Raw genomic sequence first — 25,644 nt, forward strand, 5'->3', positions numbered from 1 at the left:
ACGAAACGCCCCAAACCTGATACCCGAAAAACGCTGCCTCACGGCAACGCGTCACAGGTGGCCGAATGCGTCGGAACAGGTGGCCGGATGTTGTCGGAATGGGTGGCCGGATGTTCCGGAATACGCAACGATGCTCAGAAAGCATGAAATCAAGGGTTTTTCCGTGCTTATCAACTGCGCGATACAAATACGTCCACACGCCTTTGACCTTGATATAGGTCTCGTCCATGCGCCAGGATCTGCTGGTTGATGATTTGCGCCGCTGGACCTCGGCAGCGACCAACGGCGCGAATTTCACGACCCATCGGCTCAGAGTCGCGTGGTCCACATCCACGCCGCGCTCGGCCATGATCTCCTCCAGATCGCGATAGGACACCGCATAGCGGACGTAGAAGAACACGGCAAAAAGGATCACGTCTTTTGGATAATGCACGCCCTTGAAATCAATCGCCACGTCCGAGCCCCTGTCTGAAATCTTGACAGGCTCCGGCTACCACAGGCGGCGCGACAGGCACACCATCTCAAAAGTTTGCGACAGAGCCCAAGGGGATCGGTGCCTGGATCGACTACTACAATGGGAAACGGCCACACTCATCGCACGGACTGATGACGCCCGGCGAGGCCTATGATACTCACATCCAATACCTGAAAGCCGCCGCCTGACATGAACCCAATGCTATAGCTTAGCTCGGCGGAAAACTGGTCGAAAATCTAGGACCACCTCTGTTTGGACATAGCTGACGGCCATGCACACGCCGACCATCAGCTACAAACGCCACCGGTTTCCACCCCAGATCATCGCTCACGACCATGTTGCACGGGTCGCCTTTGCGACGTATTGGCCCCACTCCGGTGTTTACGTCAGACACGGCTGTAGACGGCGCAGCCGAGATCATTCATCCGGTTCAGCACCTTGGTTGCGATGTTGACTTCACATTTTTGGGTCTCGAAGTGGCGCGCCTGAAGGCTGTCTCCTATGACAGTCTTCCAGCGACCGATCTGCGCCTCGACACGTGCCCGTTGTGAATATCCGCTTGCGGCCTGCCAAGCCATTCTGCCCGTGTCTGAAATCTCCTTGATGCGCATGTTTCGGTTGGTGTCCGGGCCGGGAACTGCATCCTTCGGTGGCGGGATCACGACCTCGACATCCGGCCCGAATTTGGACCGAAGCCATTGATCGACGCTGGCGCCGTCATAGGCACCGTCCGCGATCACGCGGACAACGCGACCCTCAATCGGGGCAAGCAATTCCGGCACCGCCGTGACATCGCCGGTCTCTTGTGTGGTCAGTTCAGACGTAACGATGTCTCCACCATCCGGATCAAAAGCGATATGTAGTTTGCGCCATGTTTTGCGAGGCTTTTTGATGCCGTGCTTCTCAACATGCCAGGCACACTCGCCCTGCATTTTCAGCCCCGTGCTATCTATAATCAGGGTGACCGGCTCGCTGGTCGTACGTGGCTTTTGCGCGACCTCCAGCCCTTTGCCGCGCCGCGACAGCGCGCCGAAATCAGGAACCTGAAGGTCAACCTTCAGGAGCCGCATGAGGGAGCGGACAAATCCTTGCGTCTGCCTCAGCGGCATTCGAAATACCACTCGCAGGCTCAGGCAGATCTCGATCGCAAGATCAGAATATCGGTGCTGGCCACCACGCGTCTTGCGTCGGGGCGGCACCCATCGCTGCGCAATATCATCACTGATCCAGACCGTCAGATCGCCGCGACTGCGCAGGCTCTCGTTATAGGACGCCCAATTCGTGACCCGATATTCCGCCTTCGTGAATTTGTCTCTGTGCTTGTCGCGATGTTTGTATGGCATTCGAAGATAGCACCGCTGGAAAACGACGCAAAACTACGATGCCAGTGCGACCGGTGCAACACGGTCCTTCTTGCACCAAAATCAGAGTAATGCGCGAAAGTTGGTGATGCCCTCTATGCGCTTCAGCCCTCCATTCCGCCCCTTCCGTGGTTAACTTTTGCACTGCCGGTCCCTCACTGCGGGGCCGCCTTGGAAGCGGCCCCAATCGGAGGCGATCAAGCGCGGTTATAGATGTCCTCGTATCGGACAATGTCGTCTTCGCCCAAGTAGGCCCCGGTCTGCACCTCGATCAGGTGCAGGTTAACCTTGCCCGGATTTTCTAGCCGGTGAACTGCCCCCAGTGGGATGTAGACGGACTGATTCTCGGAGACGAGTTTGACCTCGTCGTCGATGGTCACAGTGGCGGTGCCCTTCACCACGATCCAGTGCTCTGCCCGGTGGTGGTGCGATTGCAGCGACAACTTTTTCCCCGGCGGCACCATGATCTGCTTGACCTGAAACCGGTCGGCCAGCGCAAGGGTCTCATACCAGCCCCAGGGCCGGTAGGTGCGCGGCAAGGTCTCGGCCTCGCGCACACCTTCGGCCTTCATCTTTGACACGGCTGCCTTGACGGCCTGCAGGTCGGACTTGTCGGCCACCAAGACCGCATCGCGCATCGCCACCACGGCAATACCATCAAGATTGACGCCCACCAGCCGAGGCCCATCTTCTTCAGAACGCAGCAGCGTGTCGCGACAATCGATCTCTGTCACATCACCGGAAACCGAGACGCCGTTGCTGTCGGGAGTCATCTCGCGCCAGACAGCATCCCAAGCGCCCAGATCGGACCATCCGCAGGAGACGGGTACAGCAACCACATCCGAGGCTTTCTCCATGATCGCATAATCGATGCTGTCTTCGGGCATGTCGGCATAGGCGGCTGCATCGAGGCGCAGGAAGCCCAGATCCAACTCGGCCTTTTCCAGTGCGGCGCGGGCGGGGGCAAGCATCTCGGGTGCATGGGTTTCGAACGCCTTGATCAGCGTGTCTGCCCGGAACATGAAAATGCCCGCGTTCCATAGATAGTTGCCCGCCGCCAACATCTCTGAGGCGGTGACGACATCGGGTTTCTCGACAAAACGGCGCACTGGCTGGACCGCGCCTAGTTCGGGATTCGTGGGCAGTTCCAGATAGCCATAACCGGTTTCGGCACGGTCGGGGGCGATGCCGAAGGTGACGAGCTTGCCATCCGAAGCGGCGACAGCGCCTGCAGTTACTGCCTCGAGGAAGGCGTCCACGTCTCGCACCACGTGATCCGACGGCGCCACGATCATCACCTCGGCAGCGGCGTTCTGCGCCTCGAGATAAAGCGCGGCGGAGAGAATCGCGGGGGCGGTATTGCGTGCCTGCGGCTCAAGAAGAAGCTTTGCCTTTGAGATGCCTAACTCGGCGGTCTGTTCGGCGGCAAGAAACCGGAAATCTGCGTGGGCCAGAAGCACAGGCGCGGCAAACTTCGGCCCCATAAAGCGTTTCAGGCTGGCCTGAAACAGCGTCTCGTCACCAAGAATCCTCGTGAACTGCTTGGGAAAATCCTTGCGGGACAGCGGCCAGAGCCGGGTCCCGGATCCCCCACAGAGAATGACCGGGTGTATCATGGAACGCGTATCCTTGAACTGAGTTACTGGAATATGACATAGAGCTTAACAATATGCAGCACGTAGCGCAGTGCAGCGCAGTGCCGCATGAGCTAGCTTAGGGCAGCATGATGACGGTTGCAGCCAGTGTGGTCAGCGCCAAAACAACAAAAAGTGCCGGAAAAATCCGCCTGACCCGTCGCTTGTAGAATGTCATGATCGAATAGGTTCCAGCCTTCATTTCTTCCCACAAGATCCTGGTGATCAGAAAGCCAGAAATCACGAAAAATACGTCGACGCCGACGAAACCGCCCGGCAGCCCCAGACCCACGTGAAATACAAGAACCGGAACGACCGCGATAGTCCGCAGTCCGTCGATATCGGCACGATACTTCACTTCGCCGTCCTTATAAACTTGGCCAAACAAACCCTAGCCGTCTTATATCCCTGCGCGAAACACTGTCATCTACGCAAGCCCAGCCAAGGCAAGTTTGAGACCATTTGTCCCGAACCTTGCAATATTCCCTGCTCAACGGGACAGCATTTCGGTCAAGCCCGACGGGCAGGCATATCCACGGGCACCTTGCATCCCGGCGGAATCGCGTCGGCTGTGTCAGGTAGGTAGCCGATCTCAAACAGCAACCCGCGGTGATTGGAACCCAAATCGGCCCCTCCCCAAGGGCTCACCTCTCGCAGGACTGCTCCATTCCGGGTCAGGATCAGGTCGATGGGGATGCCGAAGTCGCCGAGTGCGGCGGGCCAGGTCGGCACAGGCCAGCGTTCGGCCCTGAGACCACAGGGTTCGGTCATTTCCCGCAGACGTTTGCTCCAGGGGGCGGCATTGAAGTCGCCGACGATCACCAAGGGGCCGGTACTGACTGCGGCCTGATGCGTGACCATCCACTGATCCGAGGCGCTGAGCCCATAGAACCAGGGTTTCAGCAGATGCGCCGCCACCAGCCGCAGTACCTGCCCCCCCGGAAGGTTGATTTCCACCACTCCCAGCCGTTCGGTTCCGGTGCTGGGCATTTTCAGGATCTCGGCACGGATTTCCGGATCGCGACCCATGATCATGATGTCGCAGCGCCGGCCTTCGCAGCCCTCGATCACGGGAAAGCGCGTGGACAAAAGGTCACGCGAATCTTTGAGCGGGGTGGCCTCGGTCAGCAGAATCACGTCGGCGGCACTGGCCTCCAGCGCCGCGACCAACTCGGCGGCGGGGACCGGGTTGGTATGAAGCATGTTGTACCACAGGACCCGCAGGACGGGCGGGGCCTCGGGGCGCAGCGGCTCAGAGCTTTGGACATGGCGGAGCGCCACACCGCCGAGCCCCATGACAGACAGGATCGCCATGGCGAGGCCGAAGCGGCGCCCCCCCAATCCAGCAATGGCAAGACTAAGCACCAAGGTCAGCAGCGCGATCTGCGGTGCGGCACTTTCGGTCATGCGGGCGACGGGCCCCAGAAAGGGCACGTCTGGCCAGTATTGGGCACTTCCAACGGTGAGGGCGCCGAACAAGGTTGGAAGTGCCAGCGCACCGCGCCACCAGGCGCGCCGCTGAAAGGTATCGGGATGGGGCACAGGCGGGTACTCTGAAAACTCGAACAAAGCCGGATATTCCCGGCACAACGCTGTTACCTTAACCTAGGCCCGCGCGGCGCGACAGTGGGGCATATGAGCATTCCCCTCTGCAAAATTGCGCGTTTCGGTTAGGGTCATATCATCCATGTCTCAGCCCAGTTCCCCAAGGAAGAGTTCTAATCCGATGTTCAAGTTTTCAATCCTCTCCGCCCGCAACCTAGCCCGAAGGTGCAGCGTGCGCTGTCCTAGCCCGGCGTGCAACACGCAGCGGATGCCCGCTAGGGTGCGTCTTCGAGATGCACTGATACCACGATTCGGGATGAGGATGTATTTGATGGGACTGATGATCACTCTGGGCTTGGGACTGCACACGCCAGCAACGGCACAGGTGCCGGACAACGATCTCGTCGCGACGCTGGCGCCCTTTCCTCTCGACACCGTGTTCTTTGATTCCGGTGCCGCGCGCGGCGTCAACCAGACCAGCATCCCTTTGTCGGGCGAGTTGCGCACGGGCAAAGGCCTAGCCGCCCCGGACGGCTCGGTCGTCCGGGCGCGTCTGGTGCGCGCCAACACCCAACTCCCGGTTACAGAATGGCAGGACATTGCAACCACCTCCGGCGGCAACTGGAGTGGCCTCCTGACGCTCGGCCAGAGATCAAGTCACCGCCTGCACGTCCAAGTCGGCTCTCCGGGATCGGGAACGCAGACTACTGGCGGGCAGGACATCGTGATTGGCCATATCATCGTGCTGATCGGACAATCCGAAGAGGCCTACATGCTGTCGCCCGTGACGGACACGACGCTGTTGCAGGCGCTGCGGCCGACGGTGATGGATGAGGACGCGCTGCGCGTGGTGACGTACCGTTCGGGCGGGGAGTATCCCGGCACCAGCTACGACACCAACGGGATTCTTCCTGTCACCAACGACACCATGTACCATTCCGCCCTCGGGTACATGTCGAACTTCTTCGCGCAGAATGCCCCCGGAGAGCGGTTCTTGCTGATTGATGCCGCAGTATCTGGAACAAGCTACAGAAACCTCGCCAGCGATGCCCTTGCAGTGAGCAACAACGAGGCGACCGACCGGACATGGGTGGAGTCTTTTGCGGGCGGCGTGCGCATGTTGCGCGCCTATGGGACGGAACCGGGGATGCTCATGTCCACTTGGACCGCAGCCCCCGCGACAACCAGCGACGGGTATCGCCTGCGCCTGTACCCTCTCTACACTGGTCGATACGCACAGGAACAGGGCGGCGCGGCCTATGTGCTTGGTCAGGACGCCATCAATAACCGTCCGTATGACTATCTGTTCTATGACCTGACGGGGCAGGGGCGCGGCGAGTTGGACCCGGCGAAGACCATGGCGTATTTTTATGGACCGCATCGCTTTGAAAACTCCGAGTTGACGGCAACAAAGCAGGACACGCGCGTATCGATCCGCAATTTTGTGGACGATGGCCTGTCGCACATTCTGCCGTTTGCGGGCCCGGAGATTCTTTCCTATGAGAGCGGGTTTCAGGCCATCGGCTCCAGCTATGAACTGACACGGGCGGCGGCAATGAATTGGATCGACTACGCGCACCCATCGAAATTCTCCGAGGACGGATCCCCCCGGCGGGCGCAGTACACAGCCCTAGCGGCCCTTTATGGCCTCGGCATCGGCCCAGATGCAGCGCAAAGCCATGACGTACCGGAGTTCAACCAAGCATACTGGGAGCCTGCCGGTGCTTATGCAGAGTTCTGGTATGAGGACAGCGACGGCGCAACGCCTGCGATCACGACCACACGGCTCGCACGGGGCGTCGATGCCATCCCCCGCACCCTGTCAGGGACGGGGGCTGGCGCAGAAACCGACATCGCTGGCGCGGACCTTCCCCACCGGGCAGAGGTTGCTGGTTTCGAGATTGACGGCGCAGCCGCAGAAACCGTGACGATCGAGGCAGGCCGGGTGCGTGTCTACCCGAACTCTGGGATCTTCACCGGCAACACCCGGATTGATTTCGGGCGTGGCGGCGCGTCCGGCATCCACACTGTTTCGGGAATAGAAATCGACGACGTGATCCAAGCCGACCTGTTCGACAAGATCTGGATGAACCTCCCTATTGCCACGGGAATGGTGTTGGGCGTGGAGGGCATTCCGCTACGACCGCTTCCTGATCAGATCGAGATCGGTTCGTCCCTGCCAGCCGCACCAAAGTTCACGGTTTCCGAAAATACGGCGATCTATGACAGCCGGAATTGGGGGGCGACGACGCCGATCACTGTAAGGTTTCGCCTGACCGCAAACCCTTTGAGCAACGCAGAGGTGGGGCTATTGCGATTGCCGGTCGGCGGGTCAGAACTGAAACTCTCCCTCATCAGCGGGAGAGGCCTACGCTACAGCTTCGGTCCTGCCGGTCTCGCCGGTAATATCGTTTCACCGCTGCCCTATGGCGGTGTCATGCGGGAGTTTGTGATTACCGCCGACCCAACAACAGGGAGCTTCGGTCTCTATGTCGATGGGACCGAAGTCGTTTCGCAGGCCACCGGGACGACCGGAACATGGTCGGGAAGCTATGGATTGCGTCTTCTGGGGCTGAGCAGCGGCGCGGGAATGGTCTCCGCCGGTGTCGAGAGCATCATGATCTGGGAGGCTTTCACCGCAGATGGATCGGCCCCTGCCGCCACACCTTATAAGGTCATCTCCGGCGATGCGGAAACGGCACTCGCCGCAGCCAAGTCCGGTCCGAACCCGTTCACCTGGTATCAGGGCGGGGGCGCCCTGTAAGCTCTGGATTCGGCGGGCAATCGCGGCCCGCCGCCTCCGCTATCCGGCGGACCAGTCCCGGCACCACCACCCGCGCTGTGTCCTCCGGTGCGGGGTGCAGCCCATCGGCAAACCGCCGCTGTGACATCGGAAGCGCTAGCCAGTCCGCATAGAGATCAGCTAGCGCGGTGTCATGGCTATCGGCCAGGCCCACCTGCAGCGCGTAATAGCGCGGCAGGAACGGCCGCAGGACAAGATGAATCCCGCCCACCGGGTTCATCGTCATCAGCACCACATGGCCAGACGGCACAGTTGTGGTTAGGCGTTCGATCAGCGCCGCATGCTGCGTGCGGCTGCGATGCAACGATACGCCGTCGAGAACATCCGCATCGTTGATCGCGAATTCCATCAATACAAGATCCGGCTTTGCGGCCAGGACCTGATCCACCGCCTCCATCCCCCAGCTACTTCCGGCCCCGTTGCGGGCAACTCGCACCACCTCGACGGGTAGTCCTAAACAGGACGACAGCTCCCAAGCCAGCTCATCCGGCCAGGGATTCGACCAGGTCAGGCTGGAGCCGAATGCCACCAGCCTGACAGGCGACCCAGACAGGGAAACGGGTGCAATCACCCGATCCCTCGGAGCCGAGGGACGTGCCATCGCGACCCAGATCTCAAAGATGGCGACACAGAATGCCAGCAAAGCCAGCAAGAAAATTACCAAGCGTTTCAGGGCCGCATTCCGATCTGGATCACGCCAAAGCCTCAATCTTTCAGTCGCGCCGAAAATATACTTCGGTGGAATATTGCGCATGCCCGATACATGTAACATTTCCGCTAGAATCCGACATTCAAGCGGGGCGTCGGCGTGGAGCTCTCGACGCCACTAATCTTGCAGGTGCCGATCTGCCTAACTCTCAAAACGAAACGTGCTGCCCGGTCAATGGCGCAAAACCGCCGAAAACAGTGGCAGAGGAGGTGTCTGCCGCGACTTGTGACGATACCTCCTTTTTGGGAGGAAAAAATCACGATACGCATTCTTTCAACAAACGCCGATGGTCCATATTAATTTATTTCTATGGATTTTGTGCGGCTCTGTTCCTGAACGGTCCCGCCCACCTCGGGCTGGGATAAAGAATGAAGTTTCAGTCAAAAAAAGGCCACCGTCATGAGTGATATCCTCGTTAAGAGTTCGTCCGAACTTGTTCAGGCCCTGAGACAGGCAACAGGCGGAGACACGATTTTCTTGGCACCGGGCGATTATGAGACCCTGTTCATCAAGGATCTCGCATATGCCTCGGATGTGACGCTCACGTCGCTCGATGCAGAAAATCCGGCAGTATTCACCGCACCAGTCACGTTTGTCCGGGCGAACGGGCTGGTTCTGGACAATATTATATTCCAGTCCGACAGCATCGAGGGCACCTCTGGATCGGCGCCGTTGTTGTTCCTGCACAGCAGCGAGAATGTCACCATGACGGATCTCGTCTTTACCGGCTATCTTCCGTCGGAAGAGGAGGGGGTCGATGCCTACGCTGCGACCACCACGCGCGGCGATGCCATCACCGGCTACGGCTACCAGACAGGCCTGCGAATCCACAATTCCGACAATGTCTCGCTCGAGGATGCCACGTTTCGGGATCTGCGCTACGCCATTTACACAGGTGAAAGCACTGAGGTCGACCTGACCGGGATGAGCATTGAACAGGTGCGCGAAGGGATCATGTTCTACGAGGTTCAGGGTATGGTCATTTCCGACAGTGTGTTCCAGAATTTCAAGCCTTGGCTCGGCATGGATGACCCTGCTTACGACACAAATACACACGATCATCCGGACATGATCCAGTACTGGGGCGACAACTCCACGCTGGGGGTGCATGACATCACGATCACCGGAAATACCTTCATTGCCGAGCCGGGTGGATCCACCCAGACCATATTCGGCCATCTCGGCACTGGGCCGGCGGGGGTGACCGCCAGCAACTTCACCGTGACCGACAACACCATCATCAACGGCCACCCCCATGCCATCAGCCTCGGCGATGTCGATGGCGCGGTCATCTCCGGCAACGTTCTGCTGCCCAACAGCGACGGGCTGCTGAAATACTGGGCTCCCTCCATCGGCGCACCCGGCGGCCAGAACCTAGAGATCTACGACAACGTGGTGGTTTACTGGAACGGCTACGGGGTCTGGGCCCTCGACGAACAGGAGCGCGCTGCGGCAAATGTCTCTATCGGCGACAACACGCTCCTGTCGGATGACCCCGACGACGAGAATTACTGGGGCTTCTGGAGCCCCGCCTCGGACTACCCGCTGGTGCAATGGGCAGAGGAGGCCGGGCTGGGAACGGTCCTGGGCACCGAGACCGGGGAGGTACTCTGGGCCAGCTCGCATGGCAGCTTTATCGAAGGTCTCGGCGGCGACGACACGTTGAGCGGCCGGGCAGGCACCGACATCCTGACCGGTGGCGGCGGGGCGGACCGATTCCTCTACGACATGCGCGGCGCAACAGTGCAGGGCGACGACCTGATCCTAGACCTAGACTTTTCCGAGGGCGACAGCCTCTACATTCTCACCGGAACCATGGGGCTTTTCAGCGACAGCGCCATCTCTGGGAACGACCTGCGGGTGCTTGGCGACGGCAGCTCGGCTATCGTTGACAGCTTTGCAGATATCGGAGAACTCGTCGCCTCCGGGGCGATGATCTATGACAGCGACGGGCTGGGCGGCGGCGTCCTGTCCCTGACCAGTGGCGACGGCCATGCTCTGTACATCGCCGGGCTCGATGCGGCATCCCTGCCTGAGGACACCATTGATCCGACCCCCGCCGACCCGGAGCCCGACATCCTTGGCACCGCCGCCGGCGAAACGCTCTGGGCCAGCAGTCGGGGCAGCTTCATCGACGCCCGGGAGGGAGACGACACGCTCTTCGGGCGGACCGGCGCCGATATCCTGATGGGCGGGGACGGTGCCGATCGCTTCGTGTTCGACCTGCGCTCCTCCTCCGCCGCCGAGGATGATCTGATCCTCGACCTCGACTTCTCCGAGGGCGACGAAATCTACATTCTTACGAACACCGCCGGCCAGTTCACCGACAGCCACGACCCCGGCAACGACCTGCGCATCCTTAGCGATGGCGCCTCGGTGATGATCACCAGCCTCGCCGATCTGCAGGAAGTTGTGGCCTCTGGCGCGATGACCTATGACAGCGACGGCGACAGCGGTGGGTTCCTCCGCCTGGCGGACGGAACAGGCTACGGCCTTCAAATCGAGGACCTCTACCCGTTGCTGTAACCGCCGCGACATGGTTTTTCCCGATGGTGGGGGCTTTCCTGCGTACATGATGGTCCGGGCGGCCCTGCCGATGCCGGAAAGTTTCTGCGACCTTGCGCAGATTTTTCGCGCAATCCGGTGGGCGGGGCACATGGCCTCATGGACGCCGCCCCCATTGGGCGGCGATACAGTAAGCTGTGTAATGATTAAGGAGGCCCCGTGATGGATGGCCAGGTCACTGAGATGCCCCGACTGGGAGCCGTGCGCGCCGACAAGCCGCTTTCGGGCCGCAAGGTTCTCATTATCGTTGAAAACCTGCCGCTGCCCTTCGATCGCCGGGTGTGGCACGAAAGCCGGACCCTGACTGCGGCCGGTGCGCAGGTTGCCGTGATCTGTCCTACCGGCAAGGGCTATGAGGCACCCTACGAGGAAATCGATGGGGTCCATATCTATCGCCACAAGCTGCCGCTGGATGCCAAGGGCGCGTCTGGCTACCTGCTGGAATACGGCGCCGCGCTTTTCCACGAGACCCGCCTAGCTTGGAAAATTCTATTCAAGCACGGATTCGATACGGTCCAGGGCTGTAACCCCCCGGATCTGATCTTTCTGGTGGCCTGGCCGTTCAAGCTGATGGGCAAGCGCTACATCTTCGACCACCACGACATCAATCCTGAACTCTACGAGGCGAAATTCAACAAGCGCGGCTTCTTCTGGAAGCTCATGGTGCTGTTCGAGAAACTGAATTTCTGGTCGGCCAATGTGGTGATCTCCACCAACCAGTCCTATCGGCAGATCGCGATGGAACGCGGTGGCAAGAAATCCGAGGACATCTTCGTGGTGCGTTCGGGCCCCGACCTGAACCGGCTGCACGTGATGCCACCCAACCCGGCCTGGAAGAAGGGCCGCGAGGCGATGGTCGGCTATGTCGGCGTGATGGGGGACCAAGAAGGCATCGACCTGCTGCTGGAGGCCGCGCGCGAGATCGTGTTCGACCGGGGCCGCGACCTGCAGTTCGTACTGGTGGGCGGTGGGCCGGCCTTGGACGATCTTCAGGTGATGGCCAAGGATCTGGGACTCGAGGACTACGTCACCTTTACCGGACGGGCCCCGGATACGGAGCTTTTCGAGGTGATGTCGTCGGCGGATGTCTGTGTGAACCCGGACCGGGTGAACCCGATGAACGACAAGTCCACCATGAACAAGATCTTGGAATACATGGCGTTTTCCAAGCCGATCGTGCAGTTCGAGGTGACCGAGGGGCGCTACAGCGCTCAAGAGGCCTCGCTTTACGCTGAGCCGAACAACACCACCGACATGGCTGACAAAATTCTGTCGCTGATCGACGACCCGGAACGGTCCGCCGAAATGGGCCGGATCGGGCGCGCCCGGGTAGAGAGCGAACTGAGCTGGGATTACCAAGTCGATACGCTGATCGCTGCCTATCAGCGTGCCAAGGGCTGATCGAGGCCGGGGAGGTTGTCCCCGGCCTCTGAATGACCTCGGCTCAGGCTCCCCGCAGGGCCTGAGCCAGCATCCACTGCGCCCGCGCGGCCCGCAGTCGCAAGAGCGTGGCCGCCCCGCGTTTCTTCTCAGTGCTATCCCTCAGTTTGTCCGATCCCAGTACCTTGGGCAGATGCGCCGGCCCCGATGCCGCGACAGCCAGCGCCCGAAGCGCCCATTTCGCCCGCTCTACTGGGGAGGTCCCGTTCAGGTGGAAGCCCTCGAGCGTGGTGCGCCGCCACTTCTTCGCCAGTGCCGGCCAGTCCTGCCGGGTCGGATGCGACACCGCCAGATCGTCGCGGTAGATCAGGCCGTAGCCCTTTGCCGTGGCGCGGAAACACCAATCCATGTCCTCCGACAGCCCAACGATCATCGGCCCCACATCCTCGAACACCGCCCGCGAGGTCACGAGATTCGCGGTCACCGAAAACCCCTTTTCCTCGATGTAACTCTTCTGACAGAAGGCAAAGACGGTCTCGAAAGCCTCCGCCCCCGAGCGCGGGGCCGGGGTTTCGTCGAAGGTGTCGATGCGCCCGCCGATCACATCGGCAGTGCCCGCAAGAGCCAGCGCCGTGGACAGCCAGTCCGGCCCCGGCACGCAGTCGCTGTCGAGAAAGGCCAGATGCCGCGCCGAGGTCTCGGCCACGCCGCGGTTGCGGGCCGCCGCCGCGCCCTTTGTGGTCTCAGTGACGAACCGCGCCCAGAGGTGGGCCGCCCGCAGCGGGTCCAGATCGGCGGGGGTGTCGTTGTCGGCCACCACCACCTCCACCGCCGCCCCGGCGGTGACTACCTGCGGGGCCAGTGCATCGAGGCATTTCCCCAGTCGGACAAGATCGTTGTAATGGGGGATGACGACCGCCAGATCTGGCTGGCTTTGGGGAATGAACTCGGACATGGCTCTCTCGGAAAGGGGCCGCCGGGATACCGGCATCGGGGCGGCAGGTTACATACAGGGGCAATCTGTCAAATCCCATCCCGGGGGCAAACCCCTCATGATGTCGCCGGCAGTTCGTGTGTCCTTCGGTCAAATATCCCTCCCGGAAACGACCGGGCGGGACACGGTAGGTGTAAAGGGTAAGAAATGGAAAATATTTCCGTTGGTGTCGTGATTGTGGCCTTCAACTCTGGGCAGGAGGTGGTGGATTGCACGGAATCCGTGCTCGCGGCTGCCCGTGCGGCCGGGCTCGGGCTTCGGGTGGTGGTGGTGGACAACGCCTCCGGCGACGACACGGTGGCGCGACTGCGCGACTGGGCCTCGGGCGCGACCTCTTATCTCCCAGCGGAAACCCTGCCCTTCGCCATCGACCCGCTGCCGAAACCGCTCTCCCTGCCCGAGGGGGGGCCGGAACTGGCCCCGGCACCGGAGGCACCGGTGGCGCTGATCCACAGTGGGGCCAATCGCGGCTTCGCCGGGGGCGTGAATACTGGTCTGGCCTATCTGGCACGGTTTTCTGACCTCCGCCACATGTGGGTGCTGAACCCAGACAGTGTGGTCCCTCCCGAATCGCTGGTCGCCCTGAAGGCGGAACTCGCCAGAGGCGAGAGCTACGGGCTGATGGGCGGGCGGGTGACCTATCTCGATCCGCCGGACATGATCCAGATCGACGGCGGCGGCCGGGTGAACCGCCGCACGGGCGTCAGCATCAACAGCAATTTGGGCGCCTCGCATGCGACGACCCCGTCGGCCCGGGCGGAGGATATGGATTTCATCATGGGGGCCAATGTTATCGCCAGCCGTGCCTTCTACGACAGCGTCGGCCCGATGCGCGAGGACTACTTTCTGTACTATGAGGAGGTGGACTGGGCGATGCGCCGGGGCGACCTGCCGCTGGCCTATTGCGAGGGGCTGCGCATTTACCATCTTGCCGGGACCGCCATCGGCTCGCCCACCCTGTCGAAACTGGCCTCGCCATTTTCGCTTTATTTCAAGCACCGCGGGCGGATGATGTTCGTGCGCCGGTTTCTGCCCGGGGCGCGGCTGTCGGCCTATGCCTATACGCTGGCCTATGCGGCCCGCTGCGTCTTGCGTGATCGCCAGCCAAAGGCCGCCGCCGCGGTGCTTCGAGGAGCATTGGGGTTAGGCGCACCGCAGGCCATCCGCGATCGTCTCGGGCCGGAGGCATGCCGGATTGCCTTTGGGAAGTGATGCAACGATCCCGCCACGCCACCGGAGAGCGTCCCGCTGGGGACCGCCATGGTGCCATCCGGAACCGCCGATGCGGGAAGGAATCCGGTGAAACCATCAATATCGCTGAACTTTCGGCCCATCGGCCACTGCCGGAGGAAATGTGCACCGAAGCCATGGACTGCTATATTCGCCTCTTGGTAGCTTGGCTCCGATCCGGTCCCGACCGGCCACACGATCAGATCACCGCGATACGTCGAAAGAACCTCCGATGAGCACGATGAAAACCACCTATCCGCGCGGCTGGACCGCCCCGGGGCTGAGCGACAGCCTCTCCATGCCGTTCATGCTGGGACTGTTCGTGTTCTCGATCACCCAACCCTACCTGTTCAATTTCGGGGGCTTCATAATGGCCCCTTACCGGCTGCTGTTACTGATCATGCTGGTGCCGCTCATGCTGAATTGGGCCGCGGGCAAGTACAACGGCTTCTTCCTGTCCGACTTTCTGGTTCTGGGGCACTTGATGTGGATGCCAATCAGCATGATCGTCAACGGTCAGGCCGCAGGCATGGTGACCTACGTGTCCTCCCAGTTCGTCGATATCGTCGGCGGCTATCTTTTGGGTCGGGCGGCATTCCAGAACAAGGAGGACCTGATCTACTTCACCCGCTGTTTGCTGATCACGCTGGCCATCCTCTTGCCTTTCGCGATCATTGAGAGCATCGGCAAGGTCATGATCCTCAATGATCTAGTCGAAAAAATTCCCTTAGCGGAAGCACACAAACGAACCACGCTGGCCTATGAGCCACGCTTCGGCATGCTACGCGCGCAAACCGCGACGCCGCATCCGATCCTGTACGGGATCACCTCGGCCATGGCCTTTTCTCTGGGCTGGCTGGTGCTGCCTCATGCCAAGAAACCGGTCAAGGGCGTGTTCGGCCGACTGTGGCGGGTCTCGGGTAGCCTGGGCGGTACGTTCTTCGCGCTCTCCTCCGGCGGCTGGATGAATGTCATGATGCAGATCGGCTTCATGGGCTACAACAAGGTCTTCCGCCAGATCACCGCACGCTGGAAGCTGCTCCTGTGGGGGTTCGCCGCGTTTTATATGTTCTTGGTCTTCTACTCCGAGCGGCCGCCTTTCGTGGTGCTGTCGCGCATGGTCGCGCTCGACCAAGGAACCGCATGGTTCCGCTACCTGATCTTCGAGTACGGCTCCGCCGAGGTCGCGCGGCATCCGATCTTCGGCATGGGGCTGTTCTCAGACTATATCCGCGCGCCCTGGATGATCCCTTCGGTGGACAACCACTGGCTCTTGCAGGCGATGCGATGGGGCTATCCGGGGTTTCTCACGCTGGTGGTCGCCGCCTTCTATCCCCTCGTGAAACTGGGGATGAAGGACTACCGCGGCAACACCATGCTGTCGGATTTCCGCTACGCGATGATTTTCTCCATGTTCGCCTATTATATCAGCATGGCGACGGTGGCGGTCTGGAACATCCAGTATTCGCTGATCATGATGATGATGGGCGCCACGGTGTGGCTGATCAAGATCGAACCGCCGGATCCGAAGGCGGCTCCGACGGACGCCGAAGCGGAAGCCGCCCCGCGGCGGCAGAGCTACACCCGGTTTTCCGGGCCGCCGAGACCCCGACAGTCATCTTCTTCTGTCGCAGCAGGACCCTCCCTAAAGCGCCCACCGTCTCCGGCATCACGATGATCTTCTGCCGCGCGCGATGCGGGCGGCGCTTGCGGTCGGGAAGGAAAATGGGGCAGTCAGGGCGTAACTTGTTTTGTTAGGAGGTTCTGCCATGTCCGCCGCCCGTCATGCCTTCATCACCGGCTCCGCCGGGTTCATCGGCTTTCATCTGGCCCGCCTGCTCCTCGAGGAGGGCTGGCAGGTCACCGGCTATGACGGGATGAGCGACTATTACGACGTCGCGCTGAAGCAGTCGCGCCATGACCTCTTACGCGGCTACGAAGGCTTCACCGCCCATGAGGCGCTGCTGGAAGACGCAGAAACCCTCATGGAGGCGGTGTCGCGCGCAAAACCCGATGTGATCGTTCATCTCGCCGCCCAGGCCGGGGTGCGTTACTCGATCGACAACCCGCGGGCCTATGTGGAGTCGAACCTGATCGGCACCTTCAACCTGATGGAAGCCGCGCTTAAGGTGCGCCCGGCGCATCTTCTGATGGCCTCGACTTCCTCGGTCTACGGGGCCAATACCGAGATGCCCTATACCGAGACCGACAAATGCGACACGCAGATGTCCTTCTATGCGGCAACCAAGAAGGCCAACGAGGCGATGGCCCATGCATGGGCGCATATCCACGGCCTGCCGATCACCATGTTCCGCTTTTTCACCGTCTACGGGCCCTGGGGCCGGCCGGACATGGCGCTGTTCAAGTTCACCAAGGCGATCCTGAACGGCGACCCCATCGACATCTACAACCACGGCGAGATGTATCGCGACTTCACCTATGTGGAAGATCTGGTCCAAGGGATTTCACTGTTGATGGACGCGCCCCCGCCGGCCCCTGATGCCGGGGCCGCTGCGGTGCCGGGCGACAGCCTCAGCCCGGTCGCGCCCTGGCGTGTGGTCAATATCGGCAACTCGACCAAGGTGAAGCTTCTGGACTTCGTCGATGCGATCGAGGTGGCGATCGGCCGGCCGGCCACGCGAAACTACATGGAAATCCAGCCCGGAGATGTGCCGGCCACCTGGGCGAATGCGGACCTGCTACGCGCGCTCACCGGCTATGCGCCGCAGACCGAGGTGACCGAGGGCGTCGCGGCCTTCGTCGCTTGGTACCGCGACTACTACAAGGTCTGATCCGGGCAGGCTGCCGTCTGTCCTGTGCAGCCGACGGCCTATTGCACGGGCGTGGGGTGACGGCGCGGGCGGCTGCCGCTAGTCTGGCCCCGTCCGAATTGCCCACGCACTCTTTTGTTCCCTTACGAGGTTCCGGTCATGACACAGGTAAGCGCCACCTCCGACGAGGCCCCCGTTTACAAGAAGATCAAAAAGGGCGGCCTGCGCCGCTTCCTCGGTGTCCGTACGGTCATCATCGACATGATGCGCTGGTATTACACCCGCATCTGGAAGATGGACCTGCATCCGAGTTGCCAGTTCTCGATGTCAGCGAAATTCGACAAGACCTACCCGCAGGGCGTGCATGTGGGCGAAAACTCCTACGTTGCTTTCGAGAGCCGCATCCTCTGCCATGACCGCACCCGCGGGCTCTATCTGCACACCCGCATCGGCACGAACTGTTTCATCGGCGGGTCGAGCCTGATCCTGCCGGGGGTGGAGATCGGTGATGGCTGCGTGGTGGGGGCCGGGTCGGTCGTTACCAAGTCGGTCCCGGCAGGCTGCGTGGTCGCGGGCAACCCGGCGAAAATCCTGCGTGAGGGCATCGAGGTCGGGGCCTATGGCCGTTTCGCCGATGCCGATGCCCGCGAAAGCGCGCTGGTCGAGGAGGGGGCGTGATGCCAACTTTCAGCCCCGGGCGCCGGATGCTGCTCGGATCTCTGGCGGCCCTCCCCGTGCTGGGCATGGCCGGGCCGGGCTTGGGCCAAGTTCTGCCGACGCGACTGGTGCGCAGCGCGGCCGAACTGGAGGACGCGTTTCGCAACGCCCCAGACGGCAGCCGCTTGCTACTGGCGCCGGGACAATATGATCAGGCTCGGCTGAGCGCGCGTAGTTTTGCACGCGGGCTGCTCATCACCTCAGCAGACCCGTCCAGCCGTGCGGTGTTTTCCCAAAATCTCTATCTAAACGGTGTCGAGAACGTCACGATCACCGGTGTCGATTTTACCACTGCCCGGTTTTTCGAACATCAAGGCCGCATGGATAAGGTCCAGCTCGGCCTGACAAGCTGCCGCGACGTGCTGATCTCAGACGCAACCTTCACCGGCTACATTCCAACGGTTGAGGAAGGAATAGATCCAGAATCCCCCGACTTGGAACGGCATTTCGCGCTGGCGGGCTATACCCGCGACAATGGCCTCGCCCTCGTCGAGTGCGAAAACATTCAGGCCGAGGGGCTGCGGATGCTCGATCTGCGCACCGCGCTCACTTGCGGCAGCTGCGAACGGATCCGCCTGTACGGAATTGAGGTGGCCGGCGCGCGCGAGGGCGTCAACTTCCTCGACACGCGCGACCTGACAATCGCCGAATGTCATTTTTACGGCTTTAAGCCCTGGCTGGCCAAGGCATCGCCGAACCGCGACCATCCCGACATGATCCAGTACTGGGCAGGGACGAAGGAAATCGGCGTTCATCGCATCGAGATCCGCGACTGCCTGTTCCATCAGGGGCCGGGGCTCCCCTGGACCCAGTCCATTTTCGGTCATCTGCGCAACCGCTCCGGACAGGCGGACAAGGCCTCGGAGATCTACGTTAGCGGCAATACCATCATCAACCGTCACATCTGGGCCATCTATCTGGGTGAGGCCTCTCAGGTGGTCGTGACTGACAATCTGCTTCTGCCCTCGCCAGATCTTCCGGATGACCCAGAGCAGATCAACACGCCGACGATTTCTCTCGAGGGATGCCGCGATGTCGACGTGATCCGCAATACGCTGCTGCCCTTTCAGGGCCCGGATCGACCGATCCGGGCAGACAAGGGGGCGCTTAAGGACGGTCGGGTGCGGCTCGCCTCCGACAACCGTTTTCTTGACACTCGCCCGGTTGTGCCGAATTTCTGGCGCAAGGTGACGCCAGATCTGGCGTCACCGGCGGCCGCTTACCGGGCGCGCCGGGGATGGACCGGCTGAGGCCGACCACGACTGGCGTCATGACACATGGTCCGGAGCAGTTCCGGCAGGCAGTGTCGCGCAGGTCGCTGCGGTGCGCGGACGGCTATTGTCACGACTAATCTGCGGTCAAGCCCCCACGCGGCCGTGTCAAAAGTTGGAGCCCCGTTATGGCCCTTAAACTGCATAACCACGCCATCATCCCCTCGCTTGATGGGATCCGCGCGGTTTCCATCGCGATCGTGTTCTTCGCCCACGCCCATATCGGCCGGCCGTTGCCGGGCGGGTTTGGGGTGACGGTGTTCTTCCGCGAGGCAGAGAAGGCCGGAACAATAAACCTCAAAGCCTTCTACATCCGCCGCCTGCTGCGGCTGAGCCCACCGCTTCTGGTGACGCTGATCGTGGTCTACGGGCTGGTGGCCGCCGGCATTTTCTCGGCGAGACGGTGCCGGAGGCGATCCTGAGCCAGCTGTTCTATTTCTACAATTACTATCAGGTTCTGGCGTCGAACTGGAACGAGGGCGCACGCGGGCTCAATGTGCTGTGGTCTCTGGCTGTGGAAGAGCATTTCTACCTGATCTTTCCCGGCATGTTCCTTCTGTTCCTGCACAGCCGCCTGACGCTTCGCCACATAAGGATGATGCTGAGTGGGCTACTGCTGTGGCGGATTTTGCGCATGGGTGTGTTCGGCGCCACGGCAAACACGATCTACATCTCCACAGATACGCGCTTCGACTGGATCCTTTATGGCGCGGTTCTGGCGATCATGAACGCGCGCGGCGTTTCCGCGCGGATTTTTCCGACCGGCGGCACCGGGCGCGTCTTGTGGCTTCTCGGCAGCCTCGCGGTGCTGGGGGCCTGCTTCGTTTTGGGCGGCGAATTCTTTCGCGAAACCTTCCGCTACAGCATGCAGGGACTGGCCCTGATGCCCCTGTTCCACTACGCGATCACCCAGCCCGACCTGCCGCCGTTCAGACCGATCAACTGGAGCTAGGGTGCGAATGATCGGCTTCTATTCCTACTCGATTTACCTGATCCACACGGTAGCTTTGGCCAATCTCAATGTCTGGTGGCACGCTGCCGGGCTGGGCGGACGGCCTCTGATCATCATGGCCCTGGTGGCTGGGGCCTTATGTCCGGCCTGTGCCATGGCCGTCTATTACTTTGCGGAGCACCCGGTGAAGCGCTGGCGCGCGCGGCTGATTTCTAGCACGTCCTGATGTGGGGGTGGACTGTCGGTCGCGTTGCAGACAGGCATTGGCGTGGTAGGACTTGGTTCATGTAGGGTGCCCGAAAGCACCAGAAGCATAGTAAAGATGGATAAAGTCGCATGAAAGTTGTCATTTTTGGTTTGGGGTATGTCGGTTTCACCGCAGCCTGCTGCATTTCGAGCGAAGGCCATTCGGTGGTCGGCATCGATGTCAGCGACAAGAAGGTGAAATCGATCCTCGACGGTCACGCCCCAATCGTGGAGCCTGGGGTTCAGGAGATGCTTCTGGAAGGGCTGGAAAAAGGCCTGATCACCGCGGCGACTTCGATCGGGGATAATCTCGACGGCGCCGATCTGGCGATTGTCTGTGTGGGCACGCCCTCGGCTGCGGATGGGTCGCACAACATGGGCTACATCGCCGATGTCTCACGGCAGATCGCCTTGGCGCTCAAGGGCGCCGACCGGGCTCGACCGCTGGCGGTGGCCTATCGATCGACCATTCGCCCCGGATCCATTCAGGATCTGATCCTGCCGATCTTCCAGAGCGTTCTGGGCGAAGACGCCAGTGGCTTGTTCGACCTGATCTACAACCCCGAATTCCTGCGCGAATCCTCGGCGGTGAAGGACTATTTCGAGCCACCGAAAATCGTCATCGGCACTCAGGACGGCCAGCCCAATCCGGTAATGGAAGAGCTCAACACCAACATTACCGCGCCGACCTTCTATGTGGGCTATCGCGAGGCGGAGTTCACCAAGTTCGTCGACAACACCTGGCACGCGGTGAAAGTGGCCTATGCCAACGAAATTGGCCGGGTCTGCCTCAATCTTGGCATCCAAGCCTCGACGGTACATGAGATCTTCAAGTCTGACACCAAACTGAACATCTCGGCCTACTACACCCGACCGGGCGGGGCCTTTGGCGGCTCCTGCTTGCCCAAGGACGTGCGCGCCCTGCAATATATCGGTGCTGACAGCGGCACCTCCATGCCGCTGGTCGAAAGCCTGATCCGCACCAACGAGGCGCACAAGCATCGGCTCTACGAATATGCCGTCGACGGGCTGGAGCCAGGCGCCAAGGTTCTGCTGGCGGGGCTGGCGTTCAAGGCGGCCACCGACGACCTGCGCGAAAGCCCCAATGTCGATCTGGCGCGCAAGATGCTGCAGGCCGGCTTCGCGGTTGAGATCTATGACCCGGCGATCAATGCGGAAAAACTGGTCGGCACCAATCTCGGCTACGCCTACAGCCAGCTGCCGATGATCCAGAGCCTTCTCGTTGACAAGGCCACCGCCGACAGCGGCAGCTATGCCCGGGTGATCGCGGCCAATGCCACGGTGAAGGAACTGGACCTGCCCGCAGGCAGCGACATCCGCGACCTCGGCTCTCTCTGAGACTGCAGGCCCCCTCCGGTGCGCCGGAGGGGGCCGATTGCGCTCTGGATCAGCGCCCGAACTTGCGCGCGACGATCCGGATCACCTCGCCACGCAGTTCCGGCGTCAGCAGCACCTTGGCCACATAGGCCGTGCCGATCAATCCCCCCAGAACCGCCAGCGCCGGGACCGCGTCCCAACCTTCGAGCCGCGGCACGACGAACAGCAGCAGCAACGCCGCCAGCCCGGTGGCAAAGGTGAAGTCGAACCAAGTGAAGCGCACAACGGCGCGCCATTTGACCGGCGTTGTTCGGTCGGCCACGATCACCAGCGCCGGCAGGATGAGAAACAACTCGGCCAGCATGTAGGCCGCGATCATCACCTCGATGCCGTAGGGCGCCATCAGGTAAAGCGACAGCGACACCAAAGCGAAGCGCAGCACCGAGACCCAGAAGAACGCCCGGCTCTTGCCACAGGCGAAAAACAGGTACTGCAGCCCGTTGCGCAGCCCCGCGCCCAAGGTGAAGAGGCTCGACCAGAACAGCAGCGGCGTCACCGCCGTCCAGTCCGGCCCCAGCATCAGCGCCACGATCCAAGGCGCGCCGCAAGCAATGCCGACCGCGATCGGGTTCAAAAGCAGGTCCGCCCGGCTGATCAGGCGTCCAAACATCGAGCTCAGGGCGGGGGGGTCGTCCTGCAGCCGTGCCAGGGTGGGGCCGAATACCGATGACAGCGGCACCATCACCCGCCGCTGCGGCAGCATGGCGAGGTTGGTGGCGCGGAAGTAAAGTGCTGTCGGTGTCGGGCCGAGTGTAACGCCGATGATGGTCGTGCCGATATACTGCGACATCCGGGTCAGGAGCGAGCTGCCTGCCACAAAACCGCCAAAAGACAGCGACGAGCGGATATCCTTGAAATCCGACCTGCGCGGTCCCGATGGCAGCCAGCGGATGGCGATCATCAGCAGCACAAGGGTGAAAATCGGGATCGCGATCTGCTGCAACACGGGCGCCCAGTAGCTCCAGCCCATGAGTGCGGTAATGATCGCCACGGCACTGGCGCCCAGTTCGGCGGCCAACGTGGCCCGCTCGGTGACGCGAATCTGCAGTGTGCGGCGCATGATGGCGACGTATTGCCCGACGATTGCCGAAAACAGCACACTGACTGCGATCGCTTGGAAGATCGGCGTCACCCGCGGTTCATCGAACCAACCCGCTGCCGGCACCGCCAGTGCCGCCAAGGCGAGCGCGGCCAGCAGCCCGAGCAGCGCATTGGCCCAGAACAACGCGCTGACCTGGGCATGGGTGATCTGCCGTCTCTGAATGATGGCCTCAGGCAGGCCGAAATTCGACAGCACCGTCGCCAGCACCACCCCCGGCATGGCCAAGGCGAAGACAGCGAAATCCTCGGGCGGCACCAGTCGGGCAATGATCGCGATGCTACCCAGCTGCTGAGCGGCCTTGAGAAAGGCCATGAATAGCACATAGACCGAAGCGCCTCCGGCCTTGCGGCCCAGTTGACGCTGATCACTCTCAAGCTCGAAGAGCTTGTCGCGGGGATCGGGGGGCGCGGGAACAGGGGACAAAACAAATACTCCAATGGCGCAGCGCTTCCGGTGCGGACGGGCCTCGCAGAATTCGGGTCCGCCAGATCAGCTATAGCCGGGCGGCGTCAGGGCCGTCTTCTTACTGATCGCCGCAGCGTCAGCGCAAGACGGCATCCAGTCGCCGGGACAGATAGGGGGTGGCGGCTGTGGTGTGGTGAATCGGATCCATGTAATAACTCAGCGGGCCGTCGTGGAACCGGCAATCGTCGCCCTCGCAGATCAGCGCGCGGGGATCGATCACCTCAAGCCCGGAACGGGCCTCGGCCAGCACGCCGAACCCCGCGACGATCTGGTCGCGATGGGGCGTCGGCACATGGCCGATCCGCGTCACCGCTGCCGCCGTGGCCTCAAGCGGCGCCAGCGGACCGATGCGTTCGAGGATGTGCGGGACCGGACCGGCACGATACTGGGGCCCGATCACCACCATCGAGGCCGAAATCTTTTCCATGTGATCCAGTGTGGCGATCACCCCGTCCCGCCATCCGGAAAAGTCCGGGTTCCCATCGGTGAAGGCCGGCGTGAGGTCGCCCTCTGTCTGCTCCCAGTAGAGTGTGTCGCCGTAGCTGTTCCAGTTCTGCGACCACACGGCCAGATCGAAAGGCCCCGACAGCGCCATCACCTCATTGCGATAGCCCAAGCAGCCCCGGTCAGGCGAATGGCTGATGACCCGTACCGAACCGACCGCCATCACGCAGCCACCGCGGGAGATCACCGTCACCTCGGCCTCGGCGAAACGAGGCAGGGACATCAGGGCCGGCACGTAGTTCTGCATCATCGAATCGCCGAAGATCAGAATCCGTTCACCGGACTGCCCACTGCCCAAACGCAGACTCCCGTCGCTATAGTCATCAAGGAACTGGAACCGGCTCAGCCGTGCGTATTCCTCATGCGCCGGAGCCAGCGCCATGCGCTGTGGCAGCCCGTCCGTGATGCGGATGCCAAGGGCGACGACGGCCAGCGCCGCCAGCGCCGCCAGCGGTTGCATCATTTGCTTCCAGGTCACGTTGCGCGCCTGATCGCGATGCAGCCGGAACGGGGTTTCCACGAAGTAATAAAGTAGCGCGCCGAGGCCGATGCTCAAGCCTAGAAGAATGACTTTTTCGGCAAAGGTGAACGGATCGGTGGATAGGTAACGCCAGAACACGATCACCGGCCAATGGGCCAGATAGGCCGAATAGGACACATTCCCCAGCCAGATCATCGGCCGCAAGGTCAGGACCCGCCCGATCATCGGGGCCCGCCCGCATAGCAGCATCAGGACCGCGCCAACCGTCGGCACGAGGCCCGCGATCCCCGGAAAGGGTGTGGTTTCATCGAACACCAGCGCCGAACCGATCACGATGGTCAGCCCCAGCGCCTGCCCAGCCTCCTCAATCCTGCCGGGCAGGCGCAGATGCGGAAGGAAAGCCAGCGCGGCGCCAGCGAGGAACTGATAGGCGCGGAACATCGGCAGAAAATAGGCTTGCCGTGGATTGCGCCCGATCCAGTATTCCGACAGGGCCAGCCCGGCAACGAACCCCAAGATCACCCCGGCGAGCACCGCGCGGCGACCGCCCAGCCGGTAGCAGAACACCAGCGCCACGGGCCAGACGAGGTAGAACTGTTCCTCGACGCTCAGCGACCAAGTGTGCAGGAGCGGCTTGACCTCGGAGGCGGCGCCGAAATAGCTGTCGGCCATGGAAAAATGCAGGTTGGCCAGTGAAAAGGCGGTGAAAATCGCCGAGACCGCGGTTTCCTTCAGGTTCTGCGGCGTCATGATCAGCGCGGAGCCGATCAGGGTCAGCAAAATCGTGGCCGCCAGCGCCGGCAGAAGCCGTCGTGCCCGGCGGATGTAGAACCGCTTGAAACTGAACTGGTCGCGCTTCAGGTCTTCCAGCATGATGCCCGTGATCAGGAATCCCGAGATCACGAAGAACACGTCGACGCCGATATATCCCCCGGTAAATCCCGTGAACTGACAGTGAAACAACAGGACGAGAAAGACCGCGATGGCGCGCAGCCCGTCGATATCCTTGCGATAGGTCATGCCGCATCTCCGACTGGGAAT

At 61.6% G+C, this 25,644-nt stretch carries 22 protein-coding genes; 13 read left to right on the forward strand and 9 right to left on the reverse strand.

Features of this window, described 5'->3' with window-relative positions; translation table 11 throughout:
- Nucleotides 1-454 (reverse strand): IS6 family transposase (locus tag BV911_RS14315; protein ID WP_240512260.1); only part of this gene is annotated, 454 nt, incomplete at its 3' end.
- Nucleotides 455-549: 95 nt separating this feature from the next.
- Here BV911_RS14315 and BV911_RS20395 point away from each other — a divergent pair.
- A complete protein-coding gene (locus tag BV911_RS20395) occupies nt 550-663 on the forward strand; it encodes an integrase core domain-containing protein (protein WP_086054343.1) in 114 nt (37 codons plus the stop codon).
- 198 nt (nt 664-861) lie between these two features.
- On the opposite strand, the gene BV911_RS14325 is transcribed toward BV911_RS20395, so the two are convergent.
- The 4 genes from BV911_RS14325 to BV911_RS14340 form a co-directional block, all read right to left on the reverse strand.
- Complete coding sequence (locus tag BV911_RS14325) at nt 862-1,818, reverse strand: IS5 family transposase (protein ID WP_086054313.1); 957 nt, start codon at nt 1,816-1,818, stop codon at nt 862-864.
- Between the two features lie 215 nt (nt 1,819-2,033).
- Nucleotides 2,034-3,452, reverse strand: a complete 1,419-nt coding sequence (locus BV911_RS14330; RefSeq protein ID WP_086054314.1) for a mannose-1-phosphate guanylyltransferase/mannose-6-phosphate isomerase — start codon at nt 3,450-3,452, stop codon at nt 2,034-2,036.
- A 97-nt stretch (nt 3,453-3,549) separates the two neighbouring features.
- Nucleotides 3,550-3,828: an acyltransferase gene (locus BV911_RS14335; protein WP_086054344.1), complete on the reverse strand. Its 279-nt coding sequence runs from the start codon at nt 3,826-3,828 to the stop codon at nt 3,550-3,552.
- Between the two features lie 152 nt (nt 3,829-3,980).
- A complete protein-coding gene (locus tag BV911_RS14340; protein WP_139840096.1) occupies nt 3,981-5,012 on the reverse strand; it encodes an endonuclease/exonuclease/phosphatase family protein in 1,032 nt (343 codons plus the stop codon).
- 334 nt (nt 5,013-5,346) lie between these two features.
- On the opposite strand from BV911_RS14340, the gene BV911_RS14345 reads away from it, so the two are divergent.
- Nucleotides 5,347-7,779, forward strand: a complete 2,433-nt coding sequence (locus BV911_RS14345) for a hypothetical protein (RefSeq protein WP_086054316.1) — start codon at nt 5,347-5,349, stop codon at nt 7,777-7,779.
- On the opposite strand, the gene BV911_RS14350 is transcribed toward BV911_RS14345, so the two are convergent.
- Nucleotides 7,748-8,572 carry an SGNH/GDSL hydrolase family protein gene (locus BV911_RS14350; RefSeq protein WP_168184091.1) on the reverse strand — a complete coding sequence of 275 codons (825 nt, stop codon included), beginning with the start codon at nt 8,570-8,572 and terminating at the stop codon, nt 7,748-7,750. The genes BV911_RS14345 and BV911_RS14350 overlap by 32 nt on opposite strands.
- Before the next feature lie 354 nt (nt 8,573-8,926).
- Between BV911_RS14350 and BV911_RS14355 the strand changes: the two genes are divergently transcribed.
- Nucleotides 8,927-11,053, forward strand: coding sequence for a right-handed parallel beta-helix repeat-containing protein (locus tag BV911_RS14355; RefSeq protein WP_086054318.1), 2,127 nt, complete (start codon nt 8,927-8,929; stop codon nt 11,051-11,053).
- Nucleotides 11,054-11,275: 222 nt separating this feature from the next.
- Nucleotides 11,276-12,493 (forward strand): glycosyltransferase family 4 protein, encoded by a 1,218-nt coding sequence (locus BV911_RS14365; RefSeq protein WP_086054345.1) that lies wholly within the window; start codon nt 11,276-11,278, stop codon nt 12,491-12,493.
- Between the two features lie 43 nt (nt 12,494-12,536).
- On the opposite strand, the gene BV911_RS14370 is transcribed toward BV911_RS14365, so the two are convergent.
- A complete protein-coding gene (locus BV911_RS14370; RefSeq protein ID WP_086054320.1) occupies nt 12,537-13,427 on the reverse strand; it encodes a glycosyltransferase family 2 protein in 891 nt (296 codons plus the stop codon).
- 186 nt (nt 13,428-13,613) lie between these two features.
- Here BV911_RS14370 and BV911_RS14375 point away from each other — a divergent pair, with 186 nt between their 5' ends.
- The 9 genes from BV911_RS14375 to BV911_RS14415 all read left to right on the forward strand — a co-directional run bounded on the left by BV911_RS14375 (nt 13,614) and on the right by BV911_RS14415 (nt 22,012).
- A complete protein-coding gene (locus BV911_RS14375; RefSeq protein WP_086054321.1) occupies nt 13,614-14,678 on the forward strand; it encodes a glycosyltransferase family 2 protein in 1,065 nt (354 codons plus the stop codon).
- A gap of 250 nt (nt 14,679-14,928) precedes the next feature.
- A complete protein-coding gene (locus BV911_RS14380) occupies nt 14,929-16,374 on the forward strand; it encodes a hypothetical protein (RefSeq protein ID WP_086054322.1) in 1,446 nt (481 codons plus the stop codon).
- 91 nt (nt 16,375-16,465) lie between these two features.
- Nucleotides 16,466-17,488, forward strand: a complete 1,023-nt coding sequence (locus tag BV911_RS14385; protein WP_086054323.1) for an SDR family NAD(P)-dependent oxidoreductase — start codon at nt 16,466-16,468, stop codon at nt 17,486-17,488.
- 138 nt (nt 17,489-17,626) lie between these two features.
- Nucleotides 17,627-18,145 (forward strand): DapH/DapD/GlmU-related protein, encoded by a 519-nt coding sequence (locus BV911_RS20325; RefSeq protein ID WP_205963863.1) that lies wholly within the window; start codon nt 17,627-17,629, stop codon nt 18,143-18,145.
- Nucleotides 18,146-18,201: 56 nt separating this feature from the next.
- Complete coding sequence (locus BV911_RS14395; RefSeq protein ID WP_139840097.1) at nt 18,202-19,434, forward strand: hypothetical protein; 1,233 nt, start codon at nt 18,202-18,204, stop codon at nt 19,432-19,434.
- Nucleotides 19,435-19,583: 149 nt separating this feature from the next.
- On the forward strand, nt 19,584-19,877 hold the full coding sequence (locus tag BV911_RS14400) for a hypothetical protein (RefSeq protein ID WP_086054325.1): 294 nt from the start codon (nt 19,584-19,586) through the stop codon (nt 19,875-19,877).
- Nucleotides 19,859-20,407, forward strand: a complete 549-nt coding sequence (locus BV911_RS14405) for an acyltransferase (RefSeq protein ID WP_086054326.1) — start codon at nt 19,859-19,861, stop codon at nt 20,405-20,407. The genes BV911_RS14400 and BV911_RS14405 overlap by 19 nt, the downstream gene beginning before the upstream one ends.
- A 7-nt stretch (nt 20,408-20,414) precedes the next feature.
- Nucleotides 20,415-20,633, forward strand: coding sequence for a hypothetical protein (locus BV911_RS14410; protein WP_086054327.1), 219 nt, complete (start codon nt 20,415-20,417; stop codon nt 20,631-20,633).
- Between the two features lie 110 nt (nt 20,634-20,743).
- Nucleotides 20,744-22,012, forward strand: a complete 1,269-nt coding sequence (locus tag BV911_RS14415; protein WP_086054328.1) for a nucleotide sugar dehydrogenase — start codon at nt 20,744-20,746, stop codon at nt 22,010-22,012.
- A 49-nt stretch (nt 22,013-22,061) separates the two neighbouring features.
- Here BV911_RS14415 and BV911_RS14420 read toward each other — a convergent pair whose 3' ends face one another.
- Nucleotides 22,062-23,465, reverse strand: coding sequence for an oligosaccharide flippase family protein (locus BV911_RS14420; RefSeq protein ID WP_139840098.1), 1,404 nt, complete (start codon nt 23,463-23,465; stop codon nt 22,062-22,064).
- A 229-nt stretch (nt 23,466-23,694) separates the two neighbouring features.
- Nucleotides 23,695-25,623, reverse strand: a complete 1,929-nt coding sequence (locus BV911_RS14425; RefSeq protein WP_086054330.1) for an acyltransferase family protein — start codon at nt 25,621-25,623, stop codon at nt 23,695-23,697.
- Nucleotides 25,624-25,644: the final 21 nt, after the last annotated feature.

The organism is Pseudoruegeria sp. SK021 (assembly GCF_002119405.1).
Lineage (GTDB): Bacteria > Pseudomonadota > Alphaproteobacteria > Rhodobacterales > Rhodobacteraceae > Meridianimarinicoccus.

What these genes read in the sequence shown, in the direction of transcription:
- BV911_RS14350 (WP_168184091.1), bottom strand. Translation starts at nt 8,572, where the DNA reads ATGCGCAATATTCCACCGAAGTATATTTTCGGCGCGACTGAAAGATTG.
- BV911_RS14325 (WP_086054313.1), bottom strand. Translation starts at nt 1,818, where the DNA reads ATGCCATACAAACATCGCGACAAGCACAGAGACAAATTCACGAAGGCG.
- BV911_RS14415 (WP_086054328.1), top strand. Translation starts at nt 20,744, where the DNA reads ATGAAAGTTGTCATTTTTGGTTTGGGGTATGTCGGTTTCACCGCAGCC.
- BV911_RS14365 (WP_086054345.1), top strand. Translation starts at nt 11,276, where the DNA reads ATGCCCCGACTGGGAGCCGTGCGCGCCGACAAGCCGCTTTCGGGCCGC.
- BV911_RS20325 (WP_205963863.1), top strand. Translation starts at nt 17,627, where the DNA reads ATGACACAGGTAAGCGCCACCTCCGACGAGGCCCCCGTTTACAAGAAG.
- BV911_RS14370 (WP_086054320.1), bottom strand. Translation starts at nt 13,427, where the DNA reads ATGTCCGAGTTCATTCCCCAAAGCCAGCCAGATCTGGCGGTCGTCATC.
- BV911_RS14375 (WP_086054321.1), top strand. Translation starts at nt 13,614, where the DNA reads ATGGAAAATATTTCCGTTGGTGTCGTGATTGTGGCCTTCAACTCTGGG.
- BV911_RS14410 (WP_086054327.1), top strand. Translation starts at nt 20,415, where the DNA reads ATGATCGGCTTCTATTCCTACTCGATTTACCTGATCCACACGGTAGCT.
- BV911_RS14425 (WP_086054330.1), bottom strand. Translation starts at nt 25,623, where the DNA reads ATGACCTATCGCAAGGATATCGACGGGCTGCGCGCCATCGCGGTCTTT.
- BV911_RS14355 (WP_086054318.1), top strand. Translation starts at nt 8,927, where the DNA reads ATGAGTGATATCCTCGTTAAGAGTTCGTCCGAACTTGTTCAGGCCCTG.
- BV911_RS14420 (WP_139840098.1), bottom strand. Translation starts at nt 23,465, where the DNA reads ATGGCCTTTCTCAAGGCCGCTCAGCAGCTGGGTAGCATCGCGATCATT.
- BV911_RS14330 (WP_086054314.1), bottom strand. Translation starts at nt 3,452, where the DNA reads ATGATACACCCGGTCATTCTCTGTGGGGGATCCGGGACCCGGCTCTGG.
- BV911_RS14345 (WP_086054316.1), top strand. Translation starts at nt 5,347, where the DNA reads ATGGGACTGATGATCACTCTGGGCTTGGGACTGCACACGCCAGCAACG.
- BV911_RS14380 (WP_086054322.1), top strand. Translation starts at nt 14,929, where the DNA reads ATGAGCACGATGAAAACCACCTATCCGCGCGGCTGGACCGCCCCGGGG.
- BV911_RS14400 (WP_086054325.1), top strand. Translation starts at nt 19,584, where the DNA reads ATGGCCCTTAAACTGCATAACCACGCCATCATCCCCTCGCTTGATGGG.
- BV911_RS14385 (WP_086054323.1), top strand. Translation starts at nt 16,466, where the DNA reads ATGTCCGCCGCCCGTCATGCCTTCATCACCGGCTCCGCCGGGTTCATC.